At 36.0% G+C, this 20,016-nt stretch carries 16 protein-coding genes; 4 read left to right on the top strand and 12 right to left on the bottom strand.

What is annotated here, in order from left to right; all coding sequences use genetic code 11:
* Positions 1–1,065: 1,065 nt before the first annotated feature.
* From J2Y60_RS02230 to J2Y60_RS02215, 4 genes are all read right to left on the bottom strand, one after another.
* Entirely contained in the window at positions 1,066–4,170 is a 3,105-nt protein-coding gene (locus J2Y60_RS02230) for an efflux RND transporter permease subunit (RefSeq protein ID WP_309912179.1), read from the bottom strand.
* Positions 4,171–4,181: 11 nt separating this feature from the next.
* Positions 4,182–5,237 carry an efflux RND transporter periplasmic adaptor subunit gene (locus J2Y60_RS02225; RefSeq protein WP_309912181.1) on the bottom strand — a complete coding sequence of 352 codons (1,056 nt, stop codon included), beginning with the start codon at positions 5,235–5,237 and terminating at the stop codon, positions 4,182–4,184.
* A gap of 11 nt (positions 5,238–5,248) precedes the next feature.
* Positions 5,249–6,580, bottom strand: a complete 1,332-nt coding sequence (locus J2Y60_RS02220; RefSeq protein WP_309912183.1) for a TolC family protein — start codon at positions 6,578–6,580, stop codon at positions 5,249–5,251.
* 70 nt (positions 6,581–6,650) lie between these two features.
* The gene (locus J2Y60_RS02215; protein WP_309912185.1) at positions 6,651–7,079 is read right to left on the bottom strand and encodes a MarR family transcriptional regulator; all 429 of its coding nucleotides are present in this window, start codon (positions 7,077–7,079) and stop codon (positions 6,651–6,653) included.
* Between the two features lie 269 nt (positions 7,080–7,348).
* Between J2Y60_RS02215 and J2Y60_RS02210 the strand changes: the two genes are divergently transcribed.
* The 3 genes from J2Y60_RS02210 to J2Y60_RS02200 all read left to right on the top strand — a co-directional run bounded on the left by J2Y60_RS02210 (position 7,349) and on the right by J2Y60_RS02200 (position 11,643).
* Positions 7,349–9,556, top strand: coding sequence for a TonB-dependent receptor (locus J2Y60_RS02210; RefSeq protein WP_309912187.1), 2,208 nt, complete (start codon positions 7,349–7,351; stop codon positions 9,554–9,556).
* A 315-nt stretch (positions 9,557–9,871) separates the two neighbouring features.
* On the top strand, positions 9,872–10,513 hold the full coding sequence (locus tag J2Y60_RS02205) for a hypothetical protein (protein WP_309912188.1): 642 nt from the start codon (positions 9,872–9,874) through the stop codon (positions 10,511–10,513).
* Positions 10,514–10,566: 53 nt separating this feature from the next.
* A complete protein-coding gene (locus J2Y60_RS02200) occupies positions 10,567–11,643 on the top strand; it encodes a histidine kinase (protein ID WP_309912189.1) in 1,077 nt (358 codons plus the stop codon).
* A gap of 48 nt (positions 11,644–11,691) precedes the next feature.
* Here J2Y60_RS02200 and J2Y60_RS02195 read toward each other — a convergent pair whose 3' ends face one another.
* Positions 11,692–12,243: a GNAT family N-acetyltransferase gene (locus J2Y60_RS02195; RefSeq protein ID WP_309912190.1), complete on the bottom strand. Its 552-nt coding sequence runs from the start codon at positions 12,241–12,243 to the stop codon at positions 11,692–11,694.
* Between the two features lie 71 nt (positions 12,244–12,314).
* On the opposite strand from J2Y60_RS02195, the gene J2Y60_RS02190 reads away from it, so the two are divergent.
* Complete coding sequence (locus J2Y60_RS02190; protein ID WP_309912192.1) at positions 12,315–13,103, top strand: LytTR family transcriptional regulator DNA-binding domain-containing protein; 789 nt, start codon at positions 12,315–12,317, stop codon at positions 13,101–13,103.
* Positions 13,104–13,307: 204 nt separating this feature from the next.
* On the opposite strand, the gene J2Y60_RS02185 is transcribed toward J2Y60_RS02190, so the two are convergent.
* The 7 genes from J2Y60_RS02185 to J2Y60_RS02155 all read right to left on the bottom strand — a co-directional run bounded on the left by J2Y60_RS02185 (position 13,308) and on the right by J2Y60_RS02155 (position 20,006).
* Positions 13,308–13,451: a hypothetical protein gene (locus J2Y60_RS02185; protein WP_309912195.1), complete on the bottom strand. Its 144-nt coding sequence runs from the start codon at positions 13,449–13,451 to the stop codon at positions 13,308–13,310.
* Between the two features lie 96 nt (positions 13,452–13,547).
* Positions 13,548–14,885 carry an argininosuccinate lyase gene (gene argH, locus J2Y60_RS02180; protein WP_309912196.1) on the bottom strand — a complete coding sequence of 446 codons (1,338 nt, stop codon included), beginning with the start codon at positions 14,883–14,885 and terminating at the stop codon, positions 13,548–13,550.
* A gap of 23 nt (positions 14,886–14,908) precedes the next feature.
* Positions 14,909–16,093, bottom strand: coding sequence for a DUF5009 domain-containing protein (locus J2Y60_RS02175; protein ID WP_309912198.1), 1,185 nt, complete (start codon positions 16,091–16,093; stop codon positions 14,909–14,911).
* A 16-nt stretch (positions 16,094–16,109) separates the two neighbouring features.
* Complete coding sequence (locus J2Y60_RS02170; protein ID WP_309912200.1) at positions 16,110–17,189, bottom strand: M20 family metallo-hydrolase; 1,080 nt, start codon at positions 17,187–17,189, stop codon at positions 16,110–16,112.
* Between the two features lie 33 nt (positions 17,190–17,222).
* Complete coding sequence (locus tag J2Y60_RS02165; RefSeq protein ID WP_309912201.1) at positions 17,223–18,152, bottom strand: ADP-ribosylglycohydrolase family protein; 930 nt, start codon at positions 18,150–18,152, stop codon at positions 17,223–17,225.
* 39 nt (positions 18,153–18,191) lie between these two features.
* Positions 18,192–18,977, bottom strand: a complete 786-nt coding sequence (gene argB, locus J2Y60_RS02160) for an acetylglutamate kinase (protein ID WP_309912203.1) — start codon at positions 18,975–18,977, stop codon at positions 18,192–18,194.
* A gap of 54 nt (positions 18,978–19,031) precedes the next feature.
* Positions 19,032–20,006 carry an N-acetylornithine carbamoyltransferase gene (locus J2Y60_RS02155; protein ID WP_309912205.1) on the bottom strand — a complete coding sequence of 325 codons (975 nt, stop codon included), beginning with the start codon at positions 20,004–20,006 and terminating at the stop codon, positions 19,032–19,034.
* Positions 20,007–20,016: the final 10 nt, after the last annotated feature.

Genomic DNA, 20,016 nt, shown 5'->3' with positions numbered 1-20,016 from the left:
TGCGGGCTGTGATGTTGGCTTTTCATGTTGAATAAATGGCTTACTAACTGTTGTTTCATTACTCAATGTATAAAGCTTGTGAATCAAACCTTGAACAAAGATATAAAAAGGTACTATGCGATGCAAGGTACTATGGTAAAATATTTTTTGATTTATACAAAAGGATTAAAATAATTACGAAAGGCAAAAGAAAGTCAGTAAAACTAAGAGGGAAAAAGTAGCATTGGGCTAAAAAAAATTTAGCGAACCTTAATAAGGTTCGCTAAAATGTATCACTAACACACCAAAATATGGTTTCGAGTTTAAAGAGCATAACTCTTCTTGCTAAAAACCTATTTGAATTTATAGATATCACTATTTACTTCATAAGTAAATAGCTAAATTGATCTTCACTTGAAAGAATTAAATAAAACCTAAAGTAAATGATAATAACAAACTTATAACAATAACTTGTTAATTCAAATTTGAATTATATTTTTCTTGAGTAATAGAAAAAAACTTGTTATTTATTATCAATTGTTAATATTTTTATGAAAAAACTTTACATTATTTCTAATATTCTCGCACTCATAAATAATGCCAAAATTTATTAAATATTATTTTTCCATAATATTTAACGAAATAATAGACAAAAGTAATAAACATATGATTTTTTTTATCCTGTATTTTTAGCATTAGACTTTTTATTATGAGCTATATCATAATTTCAGTACCCATAAACTGGATTTACTAACCTATTTACTTTGTAAAACCTTTTGTCACTCGTCAAAAAACCTTTTGTATTTAAACTTATTATTTCCTGACATTGGGATGAAAAAGTGTTAGTTTATTAGTCTTTTGTTAAATATACATTACCATAAATCGATGTTTTATAGTAAAACACTTGATAAAATACGCTTAGAAGGTGCTATTTATTTGAGTCATATTATAAACTAAAAGTTGGGGTTTAATATTATATATAAACTAAAGAAACGTCATTAATCTTTTTTAAAACCTTATGGTTAAAAAGAATTAATGACGTATCAAGAAAAACTTTAGCTGGAAAAATAATATATTTTTATACTTCTAAGCATTTGCTTTCTTTCTTCTCCAATTCAAAACTCTATTTTTCAAGCTTTCGATGATGTAGTACATACTTGGTACTAACAACAGCGTTAATAATAACGAGCTAGTTAAACCTCCGATAATTACCCAAGCCATCCCATTTTTCACTTCCGCTCCTGAACCACTTGCTAAGGCAATAGGCAACATCCCTGCTATCATGGCGATGGTAGTCATCAAAATAGGACGTAAACGTTCTTTGCCTGCTTCTATTAATGCTTCCGTAACGGACATCCCTTTTTCTTTTAGGTGATTAGTAAAGTCTACAATCAAAATACCATTTTTGGCTACTAGCCCTAATAACATAATCAATCCTACGATAGCAAATATTGTTAAAGATTCCATTGTCAAAGCCAAGGCTAACAATGCCCCAATCAAAGCAACAGGAATAGAAAACAATACTACAAATGGATAAATAGTGCTTTCGTACAGGGCTACCATGATTAAATAAACCAATAAGATACCTAATAACATAGCCAACCCTAAGCTACCAAAAGCATCTGCTTGGCGTTGTGCTTCTCCTTGATATTCAATAATAACACCATCAGGTAGTTTTACAGTACTCAACGTTTTTTGAATATCCGCTACTACAGTTCCCGTTGCTCGTCCCACGGTTGAAGCCGTTACTTTGATTGAATTCATTCTGTCTGAACGTTCTAACACAGCTTGTCCCACAATTTCACTCACATTGGCTACTTCTTTTAAGCGAATGATTGCTCCGCGACTATTTCTAAGCGTCAGCTCTCTCACATTTTCGATAGAACGCTTATCAGATTTTTCTAAAGAGATATTAATCGGATATTCCTCTCCTCCTTGCTTGAATTTGCTTTGGTCGTTTCCTCTAAAAGCCAATTGCACTGCTAAACCCACTTCAGGAATCGTCAAACCAGCTTTCGTGATTTTTTCACGGTCAAGATTAATAGCAATTTCTGTTTTCGGACTTTTAGTACTAAATTCTACATAGTCAGTCCCGGGTGTTTTACGAACGACTTCTTTCACAATTTTGGCTGTTTCCAAAATCTTATCCATATCAGTTCCTTTAATCGCTACTTGGATAGGTGCTTCGCTACCACCAGTCAGTGAAGTAGGGCGAACAACAACTTTTACACCCGGTATTTTTGATATTTCATCTCTTACCAACATTCCCATCGCATCTGTAGAAATGTTACGATGTTCTTTATCTACTAGCGTAACTGAAAGCTCCGCGATGTTTGAATTAGCGCTACCTGTACCCACGGCTCCAGTCTGTGTCCCAACGTTAGAGAACACTTTGGTTACTTCTGGTTTTTTCAATAAAATGGCTTCGGCTTGTTTCACCATCAAATTGGTTTGTGCTAAAGGTGTTTGCGGAGACATTTCTAATTGCACTGAAAACTCCCCACGGTCGCCAGAGCCTGCAAATGATGACCCAATAAAGCCCTTCGCCAATAAAGCAATCGACCCAATGAACATAAGAATAATACCGATAAGTACGTAGCGTTTGTGTCCTAACGTCCATCTTAGGATAGTACCGTAATCTTCTTTCAGCCCATCAAGGAAGCGTTCAAAACCAAGGTTTACTTTACCCCAAAGGCTATCTTCACTCAGGATTTCTATTTTTCCCCAACGTGATGCCAACAAAGGAGTAAGCGTAAAAGAAACAAATAAACTCATCAAAGTAGAGAATACTACTACCAAAGAAAACTCACGAAGAATATTTCCAATCAATCCTCCACTCATTGAAAGTGGTAGGAATACCACAACGTCTACTAATGTAATGGCAATAGCAGTAAACCCAATTTCACTTCTTCCTTCAATCGCCGCTTCCATTTTGGATTTACCCATTTCGAGGTAGCGATAGATATTTTCTAATACCACGATACTATCATCTACGAGAATACCAACTACCAAAGAAAGCCCCATCAAACTCATTAAGTTGAGCGAGAATCCGAATAAGTACATTAAAATAAACGTCGGAATCATAGCCGAAGGAATAGCAATCAATACAAATATTGAACTTCTGAAACTGTGTAAGAAGAACAACATTACTAAACCAACGATGATAATGGCCAGAAATAAATCGTGTATTACAGCATCTGCTGAAGCAAGCGTATAAATAGACTGGTCGGCGGCAATATCATAACTAAATCCCTTGCTAGCATACTGTGCTTGAATCGTTTTCAACTTTTCTTTTACCAATTTACTTACGTTAACAGCATTAGCATCGGCTTGTTTCACAATTTCAATCCCTATCCCAGCCTTACCATTATTTCGGTTAAGGGTTTTGGTTTCTGTTTGTGCATCTGTAATGATGGCAATGTCTTTTAATAAAACTCGGCTACCGTCAGCATTTTGACGAACGATTAGTTCACGGAGGTCTTCTACTTTTACAATTTTGGCATCTAAACGTATAGACGTTCTGTTTTCATTATTCAATACACTACCTGCTGGGTATGAGCTATTACTATTGGCAATCAATTGACTAGCCTGTGCCGATGAAATATTATAAGCTTGTAGTTTATCATTATCAAAAGTAACCTGAATTTCACGTTCATTACCACCAATCAATCGAACCGTTCCTACACCGGGTACGTTTGATAAAATTGGTTTTAATTTTTGGTCGATAAGGTCGTACAAAGCTGGTTCTGACATTTTTGCCGAGGCACTTATTCTCAATACAGGAATTTCGTCTGTATTAAATCTACTCACTACGGGGTCGTCTATATCATCAGGTAGCGTTGATTTAATTTGATTAATCTTTCTTTCGGCATCTCTTTGCGCATTCAGTGTATTAATGCCCGCTTTCAATTGAACGGTGATTAACGATACACCTTCAGATGATGATGACGAAATTTTATCTACCCCTTCTATGGCCGAAACGGCCTCTTCTACAGGTTTTGTAATTGTATTTTGTACTTCTTCAGACGACGCACCACGATACGTTGTTTGAACGATGATTACGTTAGCTTCAAACTTGGGTAATAAATTATAATTCAGTTGTTTATAACTTACAAAACCAAATAAAATCAACGTCACGAAAATTACTGTAATCAGTAATGGTCGTTTTATGGCTATTTCAGTAATTGACATATTTCTTAAAATTATTGGTTAGTGGTTTTTGTAATTTTACTACCATTGGTCAGGTTGATTTGTCCACTTGTGACCACTTCTTCGCCAGCTACTAAGCCACTAATCACTTCTATGTTTTCGCCTATCTCACGGCCCACAGTAATTTTACGGAGTAAGGCCGTATTGCCTTCTACTACATAGACAAAAGGATTCTTTGTACCTTCTGCTAAGGCTAGCTTAGGAATTTGTAGTAAAGTTGCTTTTCTCCCTAAATCAAAATCAACCATTACATAAGTACCCGCACGGAGCACGTTGGTATTCAATAGTAATTCCACACGATAATTATGGTTTTCATCACCTTTAGGCGAAATAAATTTTATTTGACCTGAGAAGCTTTTATTTGGGAATACATCAGAAGTAACTTTTGCTGTTTGTCCTAAACGTAATTGATAGACATCTTTTTCATTGACAAAAACTACTGTCTTCAAGTGTACATCATCTGTAACAGTTGCAATGACAGTACCGGGGCTTACAAATTCGCCAGCTACTAATTTACGAGCTGTAACCACACCACTAATCGGCGAAATAATATTGCCGTCTTCAATTTGCTGTTTTACTTGTTCTATTTGTAAACGAGTATTTTCAACGTCATACTTAGCATTTATTACGCTCAATTCAGTACCAGCATTACCTTTATATAAATCGTTGTTTCGGGCATAATCTTTTTCTAATTTAGCAAGGGTTAGCTCGTTAGTTTTCAATGTTATACTTTTCAAACGATTGTCAAGCGTACCAACAATCTGACCTTTGGCAACCCGTGAACCAATATCAATGGTTAATTTTTGAATTTTGCCTTGGATACCTACGGCAATGGTTGCTTCATTACTCAATTCTAACGTTGCTGGTAAAGATACCTTTCCATCAAAAGGTAATAGTTGAGCTTTGGCTGTAGCAACCGAAACAGGAATAATGGAACGGTCTACTACAACTTTATTAGCTTCAATTTTTTTCTTGTTTCTGAATAAGGTAAAGGCTATCAAGCCTGCGATGGCAAATATTGTGAGGGTAACGATGAATGACTTTTTCATATCTGGTTGAATTAAAATTGACTAATATAGCTTTTTAAGGTTCCTTTAGATTTTTCATATTCGAGACGCGAGCTCAAGAAATTTATCAAGGATGTAACATAGTTACTCTGTGCTTCTTTATAAGAATAATCTGAATTGAGTAAGTCAGACAGCGTAGCTACGCCCTTTTGATACTCCAATTCGCTATTATCATAAACCTCTTTGGCTAAATTCAAATTTTCTCGGTTAGTGGCTAAATCTGATGATGATTTTTGTAGTTGAGCATTCGCATTTTGAAACTGCATATCCATCGTATTGGTATTAATTTTCAGATTAGCTCTAGCATTTTGCAGCGTCAGTTCAGCCTGTTGCACTTGACTACTCTTGCGATAACCACTAAAAATTGGCACATTTACTTTCAGTCCAATTGCTGAAAAATCTATCCAATTTTTGAAAGATTGATTGATTTCGTTACCAAACGCCATCACTCCATAACGAGCATAAGCACTTACGGTAGGCAGATATGCTGCGTGTTTGCGTTTAACATCAAATTCTTGAAGCAGGATATTATTTTGTTGAATTCTATAATCTAAAAGATTAGTAATATCGGCTGTATTTTCTGGTGAAACTGCTACAAAACTTTCATAATTACCTATTTCAGAAACATTCAAGGGTTCATTCAAAGGCATTCCCATAGCATTTTTCAGTTTATTAATAGCCACTTGCTTATTAGCTTGAAGAATAGATTTCTGAGACAGGATGTTATTCAAGCTTACTTGGGTGCGGTCATATTCGGTTTTTTTGATAACTCCTTTGTCTAATCGCAATTTCAATATTCCCAATAGTTCACGGTATTTCTTTTCGTTTTCAAGCAATATTTTCTCTTGTTCTACATAAACCAATACTTGAAAATAAGCCCCTGTAGTGCTATAAATAAGGTTATCTTGATTTTGCTCTCTTTTCAATAATGATACCTGATTGTTGGGTTCAGCAGCCTTGATACCCACCAACATTGATTTATCAAAAATCACTTGGTCGACCTGAGCCGTACCATTGGTATTGTATTGATTACCAAATTGTAAACGAATTTCTGTGGGACTAAAAGCACCTGCTGGAATCACAGAAACCTGTCTTTTTAGGTTATCATCAAAAGTAATGGTTGTATTTACTTGCGGTAAATATCCTGCCAAGGCTTCTCTTGATTTCTCTTTGGCAATCGCTATTTCATTGTCATAAATGCTATTGCTTATATGGTTTTTTAAGGTAAACGCTATGCATTCTTTTAGCGTCATTACCTTTTGAGCTTGCGTTGAAAATCCACTCAGGGCGAGCCATAAATAGAAGAGCAATTTTCTCGTTTTCATAAAATATAGTTGATTTGGTTATTATTGAATTTGAAAAGATTGACAACGTCAACCTTTTAGGCAAAAAAAACTACTTTTCAGCGTTTTCTTTTAATTTGATTAATACCCTTTTGAAAATAGCTAAATCTTCCTCTGAAATATCTTTAAGATTCTTATGAGTATTCTGATTGATAATTTCCTCGCATTTTTTCAACATCTCAGAACCATCTTCAGTAATAACAATATGCTTTTTACGACGGTCGATTGAGTCATTCACACGCACAACTAAGCCTAGGTTTTCAAGCTGGTCGATATGGCGCATTACCGCAGACTTATCTTTTTTCATAATATCTGCTAAGTCTGACTGAATAGAATCTTCTTGAGAGAGGATTTTCAAAATAAAGTTTTGCTCAGGAGTAATCATCAGACCATTTTCTTCAAAGTTTTTAGCCGTTTGCTTAAACAATGCTTTGATTGTGGTAGCAAATAAAAATTGAAATGAGTTTTGATTAATATCCATGTTATTAGTTGTAATAATAAATAGTTGACAAATACAACGATTCAAAATTACAACTAAAGTTTTGATTTCCAAACTGCTACACGATTATTTTTTAGAAACTTTTTGCTCCTGCTAACATTCAACGAACAAAACATCCTGATTTCTCAATATTCAATTAAAATTCCCTCTTAAAATTCCTTAGTTCATCCATCAGAATCCTCATTTCATCGGAAAATGATTCAATAAATATTCATTTTGAAGTTGTTTTGAATCGTCAATTAAACAACACGATGATGAAAACCTTTACTTATCTATTAATCCTCTATTTCTTATTTATTGCTACGCAAGTTTTTTCACAAACTACGGTAACAGGCAAAGTGCTTGATGAAAAAGGCAAAGGCTTACCAGGGGCAAACATCTCTTTGAAAGGCTCTTATGATGGTGCTACTGCCGATGCGGATGGAAACTTTAAATTTACCTCTACCGAAAAAGGTGAACAAATACTCGTTTGTACTTTTGTAGGTTTTGATACCTTCAATAAAAGTATTTTGATGGATCAGAAGAATATTGAAGTTATTTTCAAACTTAAAGAATCAGCGAACGAACTAAATACTGTCACTGTTACAGCAGGTACTTTTAAGGCGTCAGATGAAAAGAAAACAACTTTAATAAAACCTTTGGATGTTGTAACTACAGCGGGTGGCGGAGCCGACATCACCAAAACAATGACATTGTTAACTCCGGGGTCACAACGCAACGGTGAGTCGACTGGGATGTTTGTTAGAGGAGGTTCGGCACAAGAGTCTAAAATTTTGATTGATGGACTAACCGTTCAAAATGCTTATAATACTGCTTCGCCTGATGTGGCCTCTCGTTCACGCTTCTCTCCTTTTCAGTTCAAAGGTTCAGCGTTCTCAACAGGTGGATATTCTGCTCAATATGGTCAGGCTTTGTCAGCAGTATTATTAATGAACACGACTGATTTAGCGACGGAATCAAGTTATACTGTCAATGCAAATTTTGCACAGCTTGCTACTGCTTATACAAATTTATCTGACAACCATTCAATCAGCGGAACACTAGCTTATACTAATTTAACACCCTTATTCAAGATATATCCACAAAATATAGATTGGGTAAAAATTCCAGAACAAATTAATGCCGCAGCCTCTTATCGTTTGAAACCGTCGGCAGATGCAGCCTTTAAACTAGATGCAGTATATGCCAAAAGCGAGTCTGGTATGTTGTTCAATAATACTGACCAAAATCTTTCGCTTGCACGATTTGGGATAAAAAACGATAACATCCTTATAACTAGTACTTATCAAAAAGCCTTAGACAAAAATGCAGCATGGGTATTGAAATCGGGCGCCTCTTATTCTTATAACAAAGATAACCTAAGCGTAAATGCTGATGCTTTTGAAAAAACTGAACAGCGTTCTCAATTCAGAGCTGTTGCGATAAAGTCTTTTGATAATGGCTCAAATATTTTGTTTGGTACAGAAGGACACATTGCTGAGTATGGCTTAACAATAGCCCAAGCTTTGAGCGATGCAAAACAATACAAATTGACGGATAATTTTGAAACACTATTCTCTGAATCAGAGTTTTACTTAACCCGTAAATTGGCTGGTAGAATCGGTGTTAGAGCCGAGCATTCATCCTTAGCATCAAGCTTTAATGTAGCGCCAAGATTTTCTTTGGCTTATAAAACAGGTCTTTATTCGCAAATATCAGCCGCAGGAGGTAGTTTCTATCAAACGCCTGATTTTCAATACTATTACTATAACAAAACGCTAGGGTATGAAAAAGCGACTCATGCAGTATTGAACTATCAAGTTATTAAAGATAACCGTACTTTCAGGGTGGAGGCTTATTATAAAAAGTATTCAAACTTAGTGCGTGAATATCCTGCCCAAGAAAACTATTTTGATGCCAATCCTCAACGTTTTCCAAATGGTAGAACTGACAATTCGGGTTTTGGCGATGCTCAAGGACTTGATGTATTCTTTCGTGATAACAAATCTTTTAAGAACGGGCAATTGTGGGTGAACTATAGTTACTGCGACTCAAAGCGTTTGGCTGGCAATTACCTTACTGAAACGCAACCTAGCTTTGTATCAAACCATAACCTAAATGTTATTTACAAGCAATACATTGCCAAACCTATGATGACGGTTTCGGGAACATATTCCTTCACGAGTGGTCGCCCCTACTATAACCCGAACAATCCAGTCTTTATGTCCGACCGCACCCCTGTTGTACATAATACCAGCATTTGGGTTAATTACTTGACGAACATCAAAGGCAATTTTATGGTAGTTTACTTTTCGGTTGATAATATCCTAGGAACGCATAATGTATATAATTATCGCTATTCGGATGATGGCAAGACACGTACAGAAGTAAGACCAGCTGCATATCGCATGATTATGCTTGGTACATTTATCACAATTTCTAAGAAAAAAGTATTGCCAGAAGATATGCGTAAAAATTGATGACACACAAACATTTTTCACGCTAAGAAAACAACAACTCACCCCTTGAAATACTTAGTTCATCGGAATTAGATTCATTCAAAAGCTAACGTAACCTACTTTTGAAACATCGAAGCTGTTTAAACTTTCTCTTTCGGGTTAAACTAAGTCTTTTTGAATAGCTTGTTCCAAAATTTACTCAACGTAGCGATGCTATGCTTCGCAAATTTTGAAAAAATCAATTCAAAAATACAATACTTTCACCTAAGAAACTGAAAGTTTAAACAGCTTCATCAAAAAGAAAATACTCACACAAAAACATAACCGAATATTATCATGAAAAATCTATTATTAACTTTCGTTATTGCATTAACAGTTTTTATCTCAAAAGCCACCGATAGTGAACGCTTTAATAAAGCCATGGGCGAAACCTTGGTACAATTAGGACAAGCCAAAGATGTTGCCTCATTCCAAGAAGTAGCTAATAAATTTGAAAGAATTGGCAATTCCGAAACCGCGGAATGGTTGCCAAATTATTATGCTTGCTTAACCTACACACTTATTGCCATTCAACAAAAGGGCGATGATATTGATAAGTACTTAGACAAAGCCGATACTTTTGTAGAAAAACTTGCACAGCAAAAAGTAACAAGCTTAGACGAAGTAGAAGTATTGAAAGCACAAATAGCGATGATGCGTATTTCGGTAGATGGGCAAGCTAGGTTTATGAAATATGGTTCAGCTTTTGAAGGAGCTATTAACAAAGCAAAAGCAATCAATCCTGAAAACCCTAGAGCTTATGCTTTAAAAGCTCAAATGATTTTTTATACACCAGAACAATTTGGAGGAGGAGCTAAAAATGCTTGTCCTGAAATCCAGAAAGCCTTAGAAAAATTCGCTAACTTCAAAGCAATAAGCCCTATTAGTCCAAACTGGGGTGTAGAACAAATCAAGGGCATGGCGAAGGCATGTAATTAAGATAATAAAATTATACAAGAATTATGACGGTGTAAAAGCCGTCATTCATTTTTATGGCAAAGGAATTAAAATCAAGTTTTTGGGGACGTTTCTGGTTGATAGGCTTTTTTACTGTAATGGCCTTTAATGGGCATTTCTATTTTATTATCGCTATTATCCGAGGGAAAAGTCAATACAAAGATTTCTTTATTAATGTAATTTACAGCAATATTTATGATGCCACCATGATGATTGGTTTGTGCTGGTTATTCATCAAGTTTGGTTCTTTTAGTAGGTTTTCATTAGTAAGGCACGGCATTTTAACACTCTGTATGATAGTCTCGGCTATACTAAAGTTTTTTAGTTTTTCTTTTCTATACGGCCTTTTTGAAGAAAATACGCCTGAAAGAGTCTCTAATTATTCCAGAGATAATTATGATTTATTCTTTGTATTAGGTCCTATACTTGGGGCTAATATTATCTACTATTGGTTTACGCATGAACGCACTAGGCTTATTAAAATGACCGAACAGGAATATCAGCTATTGCAATTAAACGACCTAAAAATCAGGGCTGAATTAGAGGCACTAGAAGCTAAAATCAATCCTCATTTTTTATACAATTCCTTAAACTCTATCGCTTCGTTAGTACATGATGACCCAGACAAAGCCGAACATATGGTATTGAACCTTTCAAAATTCTATCGCTATTCAACAGGACGAAGTCAAGAACATTTTGATACCTTAGAGAACGAATTAGAGATTGTAAAGACTTATCTAGAGATTGAGAAAATACGTTTTGATGAGCGATTGGTTTACGCTGTTGAATTTGAAGACGAAGCTTTTAGGAAATACAAAATACCGAGATTTTTGTTACAGCCTATTATTGAAAATGCTATCAAACATGGTATTTCAAAAATTGCTGGACAAGGTATCTTGAAAATTAAGGTCTCGCAGGATCAAGACAACTTAATTATCAAGATTTTTGATAACGGTGTTCCCTTTCCAGATAATATTTTTTCTGGTTATGGTTTAAAATCTATCCAAGATAAACTTCGTTTGCTTTCAGGCGAACAGGCTTCGATGGAACTGACCAATAAACCAGAGAAAGTTGTTATTATTGCTTTGCCTGTAGATAGTGATAAGCTGTAAGCTTTGAGCTTTGAGTCTTTTTTGCTATTTACTTTTTTGATTTTTAGTTTAACGGATTTTTAGTTTCCAGTTTTTAACTTGCATTTTTTCGATGTGCTGTACTTCAGCAATGCCAAATTCTCTGAAACCTGCTTTTTTGAGTACGTTCTGAGAAGGTAAATTAAAAAATGGAGTATCGGCAATGATGGTTTTTAATGATGGTTCAAGGCTTGCCCAATCTATCAAACAATTGAGGGCTTCAGTAGCATAACCTTTTTCACGGTGTTTGCCATCAATAAAATAGCCTACCATAGTTACGCCATCTTGGTCGGGAAATCCAGCAAAACCAATACCACCAATAGAGATATTTTCAGCAACTAAAACTATTTCCCAGTTGGTGTACCAAAAAAAAATGTCAGAATTTTCAGCCGTCATCGGAAGCCAAAAATTAACTAAAGCATCCAAAGTTTCAGCTTTGTCAAAATCACTAATTTCCCATGTAGATGGATTTAAACCTAATTTTTCTACCATCTTATCTCTACTTTGAATAAACCAAAGCGTCAATAAATCATTATCTAAGGGAATTAATTTTAAGCGTTCAGAATATATTTCTATCATCATTATCTCCACGATTGGCCATCATCGTGTATATCAAAAAGTAATCAACGATTTGGCAAATCGTGATAAAAACTATGTTTAAAACAATATTAATCGACGACGAAAAACTCGCTATCAATCGCCTCGAAAGATTGCTTAGCAAATATAAGGATACTTTTGAGATAATAGGGCGTGCAAACAATGGAGCCGAAGGGCTTTCGCTCGTAGAAACGCTCCGTCCAGATTTGATTTTTTTAGATATTGAAATGCCTGTCATGACGGGCTTTGAAATGCTTTCTCGTCTTACTTTTATGCCTTTGGTGGTTTTTGCTACGGCTTTTGACGAGTATGCTATCAAAGCTTTTGAAGAAAACTCAATAGATTACCTCTTAAAGCCTATCGAATATGAAAGATTGGATAAAACTGTGCAGAAATTAATGCTCTGGCAGTCGAACACTGTTGCCAAAATAGAGCAGCCTACCAATCAAGAGAATCTATTCAATGATAATCTACTGAAAATGATTGAGGCAATGAAGCCTAAAAAGGCTATTAGCTCAATTTCCGTAAAAACGGGTAACAAAATTTTATTGATTGATTTACAAGACATTAGCCATTTTGAGGCTGATGATAAATATGTTTTTTTGATTACCCTCGACGGACAAAAGTATTTAACGAGCTACACGATTTCTATCCTTGCAGAGAAACTGCCTTCTACTCAATTTTTACAAATTAGTAGAGCGAACATTGTCAATACTCAGAAAATCAAAGAAATAGAAAAGCATTTTAATGGAAAATTTCAGATTACGATGAAGGATAAAGGACAAAGTAAAATGATGTCTGGCGGGACTTTTGGGGAGGCGATTAAAGGTTTGTTTGAGATTTAGGTTTTTTTGGGGGGGGGACTTTAGGATTTTAGACTTTAAGACGCTAGACATAAGACTAGAAGATGAAGCGTTTTGAATTTGAGAGCTAAAGGACTTTAGGATGATAGACTAAAAGACACAAGATGTAAGAGTTTAGACTTCAACATTAAAAAATTGTAGGATAAAAATCACTAACTCACAACTCACTCAATCACAACTATCTAACTATTTAAAAATCCCTTTGGCTATTAAATACGGCACGATTAACCAAAGTAATCCTTTGATTAAGAAAAAGAAAAAACCTGCCCAACCTAAGCGTTTGAGCCATGCACGAAAGTCTTTTTTGGGTGGTTGATTATTATTTTCCAATGTATGCAGATGATGGTTTCCAATTTAACGCCATTCTCTTTTAAATAGTTTTCAACTCAATAATTTTTCTCTCATTGAGTTGAAAAGCATTTATTATTATTTTAATAAATCATCTACAGCAGTTTGTACTTTTTCAAAGCCAAATCTTCCTATAACTTCTTGCATCATGACTGTAATTTGGTCATTACACAAGTTACCAATACTTCCTTCGTGACTGTGTTTTAAATCACGATTAGGTGTATAAGTATTTGAATTGATTTCGTTACCGATAATTTTATAAGCCTCACGGAAAGGTACGCCCTGCAATACTAACTCGTTTACTCGTTCTACCGAAAATAATAAATCATATTTGGTGTCTTCTAGAATACCTTCTTTGACTTGAATATTCGAAAGCATGAAGTAAGTCATGTCTAAACAATTGAGTATCTCATCAAAAGCAGGCATCAATATTTCTTTCAAAATCTGCATTTCACGATGATATCCCGAAGGTAAATTACCCATCACCAACATAATTTCGTTAGGAAGCCCTTTCAAACGATTGGTTTTTCCTCTTAACAATTCTGCTACATCAGGGTTCTTTTTGTGGGGCATAATAGAACTACCTGTTGTCATTTCATCTGGCAATTTGATAAAGCCAAAATTCTGCGAGTTATACAAGCAAATATCCATCGCCAACCTTGAAAGCGTTGAGGCAAATTGAGCAATGGCTGTAGTAGCAAACAATTCCGTTTTACCACGCGACATCTGAGCGTACACTACATTATAATGAAGGTTGTCAAACCCTAATAATTCAGTAGTCATGGTGCGGTTCAAGGGAAACGACGAACCATAGCCTGCCCCTGAACCTAGCGGGTTTTTGTTGGCCAAACGATAAGCTGTTTGCAACATTTCCATATCATCCACCAAACTTTCAGCATAAGCACCAAACCACAGTCCGAAACTTGAAGGCATCGCAATTTGTAAGTGAGTGTATCCGGGTAGTAGCACCTCTTTGAATTTTTCACTCAAAGAAATCAACAATTCAAACAATTGATTAGACGACTCAGCCACTTCTTGCAAACGGCTACGGGTGAAAAGTTTTAGGTCTACCAATACTTGGTCGTTGCGCGAACGCCCCGAATGTATTTTCTTGCCAGCCTCACCCAATTTACGCGTAAGCATCAATTCTACCTGTGAATGAACATCTTCAATACCTTCTTCAATGATAAAATCTCCCGATTGAATAGTCTGATAAATTGCCTTTAGTTCTTGTTGAATTTCAGAGAGTTCTGATTTTTCAAGCAAACCAATGCTTTCTAACATCTGTGTATGAGCCAAAGACCCCAACACATCAAATTCAGCGAGGAGTACATCAAATTCAGGGTCACGCCCAACGGTAAATTTTTCAATTTTTTCGTTTACCGAAACATTATCTTTTTGCCAGAGTTTGCTCAATTTTTTATCTTTTATAATTCGTTTTAAACCTTAATAAATATCTTCTTTTGATACATCCATCGCAAAATTAGCCATTCAAATAATAAAATGAGTGTTCCTTGCACCAAGGTTTTATAAGGAAGCCCAAAAATCATGGCATAATCTTTCCCGAGATGGATGAATAAAGATTTTGCAATATATGAATCTACGGTATGTGCTATGATATAAGCAGCGATAGAATTTGTGCCAATTACTAACAAAAAATAGGCATAGTTTCTTTTTTCAAGGACGTCAATCGTCCAGTAAAAAAATGCCATTAACAGAAAACACCAACCTCCGCTAAAGATTACCCATGTTGGAGTCCAGATTCGCTTTACATTCGGACAAATTCCTAAACTATTAATCAATGACCCTAAGGCTAATCCTGCTATTCCTAGCACGATGAAGGTTCTCAGTTTTTGATTAGCCGTAGTAGTTGATTTCAATATATTGCCAGCCAAAAGTCCAAGAATCATGGTGCCTAAAGTAGGAATAAAACTCAAGGTGACATACCCTCCTCCATTGAAAACAAAAGGATTTTCACGAGGAAAGAGGTTTAAAAAACATTGATCAAAATGTGCAGCAAAATTGCTGTTTTTATTCCAATGAGCAGCAAAACCTTTTAGTAAATGTGGCCAATCTTTATCCACACCAACTGATGAATAATCAAAAGAAGAGTCAGGCAGTGGATAAACTGCAAAAGCTAGCCAATAGCCTAAAAGGATGATAATTAAGGCTGTAATCTGTATCTTTTGTGAGCGGAAATTTAATAGAAACAAGAACGAATATCCTAAGCCTATTTGAGTAAGGGTATCTTCAAATGTGAAATTTGTTTGGTTTCGCCATTGAGATCGAAGAAAAATACCTAATAAAATCAACTTCAAAGAACGCCACAATACATGACCAAATGTCTTGGAAAAACTTCCTTCTTGTTGCAAACGATTCGCCACTGAATAAGGAAGGACTACGCCTACTAAAAAAGAAAAAGAAGGTTGAATTAAATCATGTAAAGAACAGCCTATCCACGACACATGAGATTGATGAAACGCCAGTATTTTCCAAAATGAACTTTCGGGTAATGCTTCTGATACTTTATCGAAACTCAGTACCTCAGCCATCATTAAAAACATCACAAAGCCTCGATATACATCTGCGGAACTGAGGCGACTAGTAGGTAATGACTGAGACATTGTTTCTTAAGTTTTTTTATCTGGCAATGATTACTTCTCCTAACATTTTAATATACAAATCTATCCCTTCTTCTATTTCTGAAAGGTATATAAATTCATCTGCTGTATGCGAACGCCCAGAGTGCCCAGGACCTAATTTCAATGACTGGCAGTCTAACACAGCTTGGTCGGAAGTAGTGGGCGACCCATAAGTATTCCTTCCAAGTTTAATACCCGCTTGAACAATTGGGTGTTCCAAAGGAATAGATGATGGCTTCAATCGAATAGAACGAGCCTGCGCATCTGATTCAATATGCTGACGAATAGTATTCAATGTTTCTTCTAATGAATATTGCTCTGTTACCCGACAGTCAATCGTAAAAGTACATGTATCAGGAACTACATTATGTTGCTTACCAGCATTGATAATAGTAACCGACATTTTCATCTTACCTAACACAGGCGATACTTTAGGAAATTCATAATTTTGAATCCAATTAATATCACGAAGTGCTCTATAAATGGCATTATCTCCTTCTTCACGAGCAGCATGACCTGCCTTTCCATGAGCGGTACAATCTACCACCATCAAACCTTTTTCGGCAATAGCCAAGTGCATTTCTGTCGGCTCTCCTACTATGGCGAATGATATGTCGGGCAAATCGTTTTCTTTCAATAATAACTCCAACCCATTTACGCCTGAAATTTCTTCTTCGGCAGAAGCCACAAAAAGGACATTGAAACTTAAATCACTTCTATGATAAAAATAGCAAAAAGTAGCCAATAAACTCACTAAACATCCCCCTGCATCATTACTCCCTAAACCATATAGCTTATCCTCTACCACGAGTGGTTCAAAAGGGTTTAACGTCCAAGAAGGATTTGGTTTTACGGTATCGTGATGTGAGTTTAGCAATACCGTTGGTAAAGAAGGATTGAAATGTTTGTTCCTTGCCCAGAGGTTGTTAATTTTTCTACGAAAGGGCATATTTCTTTCTCTGAAAAATTCTTCAAGAATATCACCTGTTTGTTGCTCTTCACGGCTAAACGATTGCGTAGCAATCAATTGTTTTAAAAGGGCAATAGCGTCTTGTGTAAGTTGTTGTTGTAAGGTCATATCATTAACTTGGTTTCAGAACCAAGTAGCTTTTTATCCGAATATTGAAAACCGGTTTGAAAGTGCTAAAATATCTTCTTTACGCGCTAATTGATTAATCCACTCAGCTGGAATTTGGTCAAAACCATAATACAAACCAGCCATTCCACCCGTTACAGAGCCAATAGTGTCGGTATCACCCCCTAAATTTATACCCTTGAGGACAGCGTCATGAAAATTGTCGGTCGTAAGAAATGTCCAGAGACTGGCTTCTAATGTATGAAGAATATATCCAGAAGAGAAAATTTCCTCTTGAGCGAGGTGAAAAATATCATCAAATAAAATTCTATTATAAAGCTCAATTTCAGAGTTTTTTATTTGAATTAAATGCAAGTAATCGCGAACAGTATTTTGGGTTTCGTAATAAGCCTCAAACTTATTTTCTTCTTTTAATAGGTTTATGACAAATTCAACGGCAAAAAAACAACCAATAATGGTACGAACATGTGCATGAGTAATACTAGATACTTCTTTGACCATGCAAAAGCGTTGGTCAATAGGCTTATTTTTCAGGTAAAAAGCCAATGGCAGAATACGCATCAATGACCCATTTCCATTCGAATAATCATCACATTCACCAGATTGGTAAGGCGAAACCCCTTTTAATATTTTATCAATAGCATTTCGTGTAGCAACACCAACATCAAAAACTACCTCTCGGGGTGTCCAGACGTTGAATTGATACCAATCACATAAACGCTTGGCTAATTGTTCTATATCGTAGCCTTCAATTAGTTGTTCAGCCAAACAAAGCGACATGGAAGTGTCATCTGACCAAGTACCAGCAGGTTGATGATGCGTACCATATTCACGCATCCCCACTACTGGTTTTGCTTGTAAATGTTTACGACTCATAAACTCTACAGGTACGCCTAAAGCATCACCAGTGGCAATGCCAAAAAGTAGTCCTTTACTGTGTTGCATAAACGTAAATCAGACCTAAGTCTGCTATCATTTTATAGGTTATTCGGTTATCAAAACGGTTCCAGCGATACCATCTTTAACGGCCAATTTTACTTCTTTAGCATGGCAAATTGTTACTTGGGCTACTCCATCAGTCAATGCTTTAAAGGCATTATCCAATTTTGGTATCATTCCTTTGTTGATAGCTCCTTCAGCTTTATAATGCTCATAATCAGCAGGCTTCAATACAGCTATTACAGCTTCATCATCCTCGGGGTCTGACAATACTCCTTTTTTCTCAAAGCAATAAACCAAGTTTACTTCATAGTCCTCTGTCATTGCCACGGCTATTGCTTGGGCTTGGGTATCAGCATTGGTATTCAGCATATTTCCTTCTTTGTCATACGTCAAAGGAGCAAACACTGGCACAATATCTTGTGATAACAAACTGGCGATGAAAGAGCTATTTATTTTTTCAATATCCCCAACAAAACCATAGTCAATCGTTTTTACTGGACGCTTTTTCGATAAAATCACACCACCATCCGCACCAGTCAATCCAATGGCATTATCGCCAAATTGTTGCATACGTGCTACTAATGATTTATTGACCAAACCACCATACACCATTGTTACGACATCCAACATGGCTTTATCCGTGATTCTTCTTCCTTCAACCATGACAGTTTCAATGCCTAATTTTTCAGCTACTTGGGTGGCTATTTTACCTCCGCCATGAACCAAAATCTTGGGTGCAGGAATATCTGAGAAATCTTTTAGAAACTGTTCACAAAAAGCAGGATTATCAATAACGTTCCCTCCGATTTTTACAACTGTTAATTTCATATTATCTTATAGAAAACGCTTTTGGCATTTGTCAAGCATTTTCAAAAACAAAAGCTAGAATAAATAAGGACTTTCTTCTTTGATTATTTTAAGTAGAATTTGCTTCAACACTACCTGTGCCGACCATACTCTGTTACCTGCTTGTTGAACTACTACAGAATGATGAGAATCTAACACGGCATCTTCTACTACAATATTTCTACGAACTGGCAAGCAGTGCATAAATTTAGCGTTGTTGGTCAGCTTCATTTTGTCCATCGTCACCATCCACGCTGGGTCTTGATTTAATATTTTCCCATATTGTTCATAAGACGACCAGTTTTTGGCATAAATAAAATCGGCATCCTTAAATGCTTCTTCTTGATTATAAGTAACCTTGGCATTGCCTGCAAATTCAGGGGCAAGCTCATAGCCTTCTGGATGTGTAATCACAAAATCAACATCAGCCGCATTCATCCATTCTGCAAAAGAATTTGGAACAGCCTGTGGCAAAGCTTTTACGTGCGGAGCCCATGTAAGTACTACTTTAGGACGAGGTTTCGTTTTCAATTCCTCAATCGTAATTAAATCGGCTAGCGATTGTAGTGGATGACGAGTAGCAGATTCCAAACTTACGATTGGTTTACCTGTATGTTTTACAAATTGATTTATTACTTTTTCTGAATAATCCTCTTCACGATTTACTAATGTCGGAAAACTACGAATACCCACAATATCACAGTATTGTCCCACAACTGGAGCAGCTTCTTTAATATGCTCGGCTTTGTCACCATTCATGATGGCACCATCTTCAAACTCTAAGCCCCAGCCATCCTGTCCAACATTCATTACCATAAGCTCTAGTCCAAGATTCTGAGCGGCACGTTGTGTACTTAAACGAGTACGAAGACTTGAGTTAAAAAACAAAAGACCCATAGTTCTATTTCTACCTAGGTGTTTATCTGCATAAGGAGCTTTTTTGTATAATAGGGCCTCTTTTACAAGTGCTTGTACATCAATGGCATCTTTGACCGACAGAAAATGTTGCATATTTTATAAG

The sequence above is a fragment of the Arcicella sp. BE140 genome (assembly GCF_031456255.1).
GTDB lineage: Bacteria > Bacteroidota > Bacteroidia > Cytophagales > Spirosomataceae > Arcicella > Arcicella aquatica.
The sequence above is the reverse complement of the archived record's forward strand: the minus strand, read 5'-3'. Positions and strand labels throughout refer to the sequence as shown.

Coding starts and splice junctions, on each gene's coding strand:
- J2Y60_RS02205 (WP_309912188.1), top strand. CDS start 9,872: ATGAAAAATCTATTATTAACTTTCGTTATTGCATTAACAGTTTTTATC.
- J2Y60_RS02225 (WP_309912181.1), bottom strand. CDS start 5,237: ATGAAAAAGTCATTCATCGTTACCCTCACAATATTTGCCATCGCAGGC.
- J2Y60_RS02165 (WP_309912201.1), bottom strand. CDS start 18,152: ATGCAACACAGTAAAGGACTACTTTTTGGCATTGCCACTGGTGATGCT.
- J2Y60_RS02175 (WP_309912198.1), bottom strand. CDS start 16,093: ATGTCTCAGTCATTACCTACTAGTCGCCTCAGTTCCGCAGATGTATAT.
- J2Y60_RS02195 (WP_309912190.1), bottom strand. CDS start 12,243: ATGATGATAGAAATATATTCTGAACGCTTAAAATTAATTCCCTTAGAT.
- J2Y60_RS02230 (WP_309912179.1), bottom strand. CDS start 4,170: ATGTCAATTACTGAAATAGCCATAAAACGACCATTACTGATTACAGTA.
- J2Y60_RS02220 (WP_309912183.1), bottom strand. CDS start 6,580: ATGAAAACGAGAAAATTGCTCTTCTATTTATGGCTCGCCCTGAGTGGA.
- J2Y60_RS02200 (WP_309912189.1), top strand. CDS start 10,567: ATGGCAAAGGAATTAAAATCAAGTTTTTGGGGACGTTTCTGGTTGATA.
- J2Y60_RS02170 (WP_309912200.1), bottom strand. CDS start 17,189: ATGACCTTACAACAACAACTTACACAAGACGCTATTGCCCTTTTAAAA.
- J2Y60_RS02210 (WP_309912187.1), top strand. CDS start 7,349: ATGATGAAAACCTTTACTTATCTATTAATCCTCTATTTCTTATTTATT.
- J2Y60_RS02215 (WP_309912185.1), bottom strand. CDS start 7,079: ATGGATATTAATCAAAACTCATTTCAATTTTTATTTGCTACCACAATC.
- J2Y60_RS02155 (WP_309912205.1), bottom strand. CDS start 20,006: ATGCAACATTTTCTGTCGGTCAAAGATGCCATTGATGTACAAGCACTT.
- argB (WP_309912203.1), bottom strand. CDS start 18,977: ATGAAATTAACAGTTGTAAAAATCGGAGGGAACGTTATTGATAATCCT.
- J2Y60_RS02190 (WP_309912192.1), top strand. CDS start 12,315: ATGTTTAAAACAATATTAATCGACGACGAAAAACTCGCTATCAATCGC.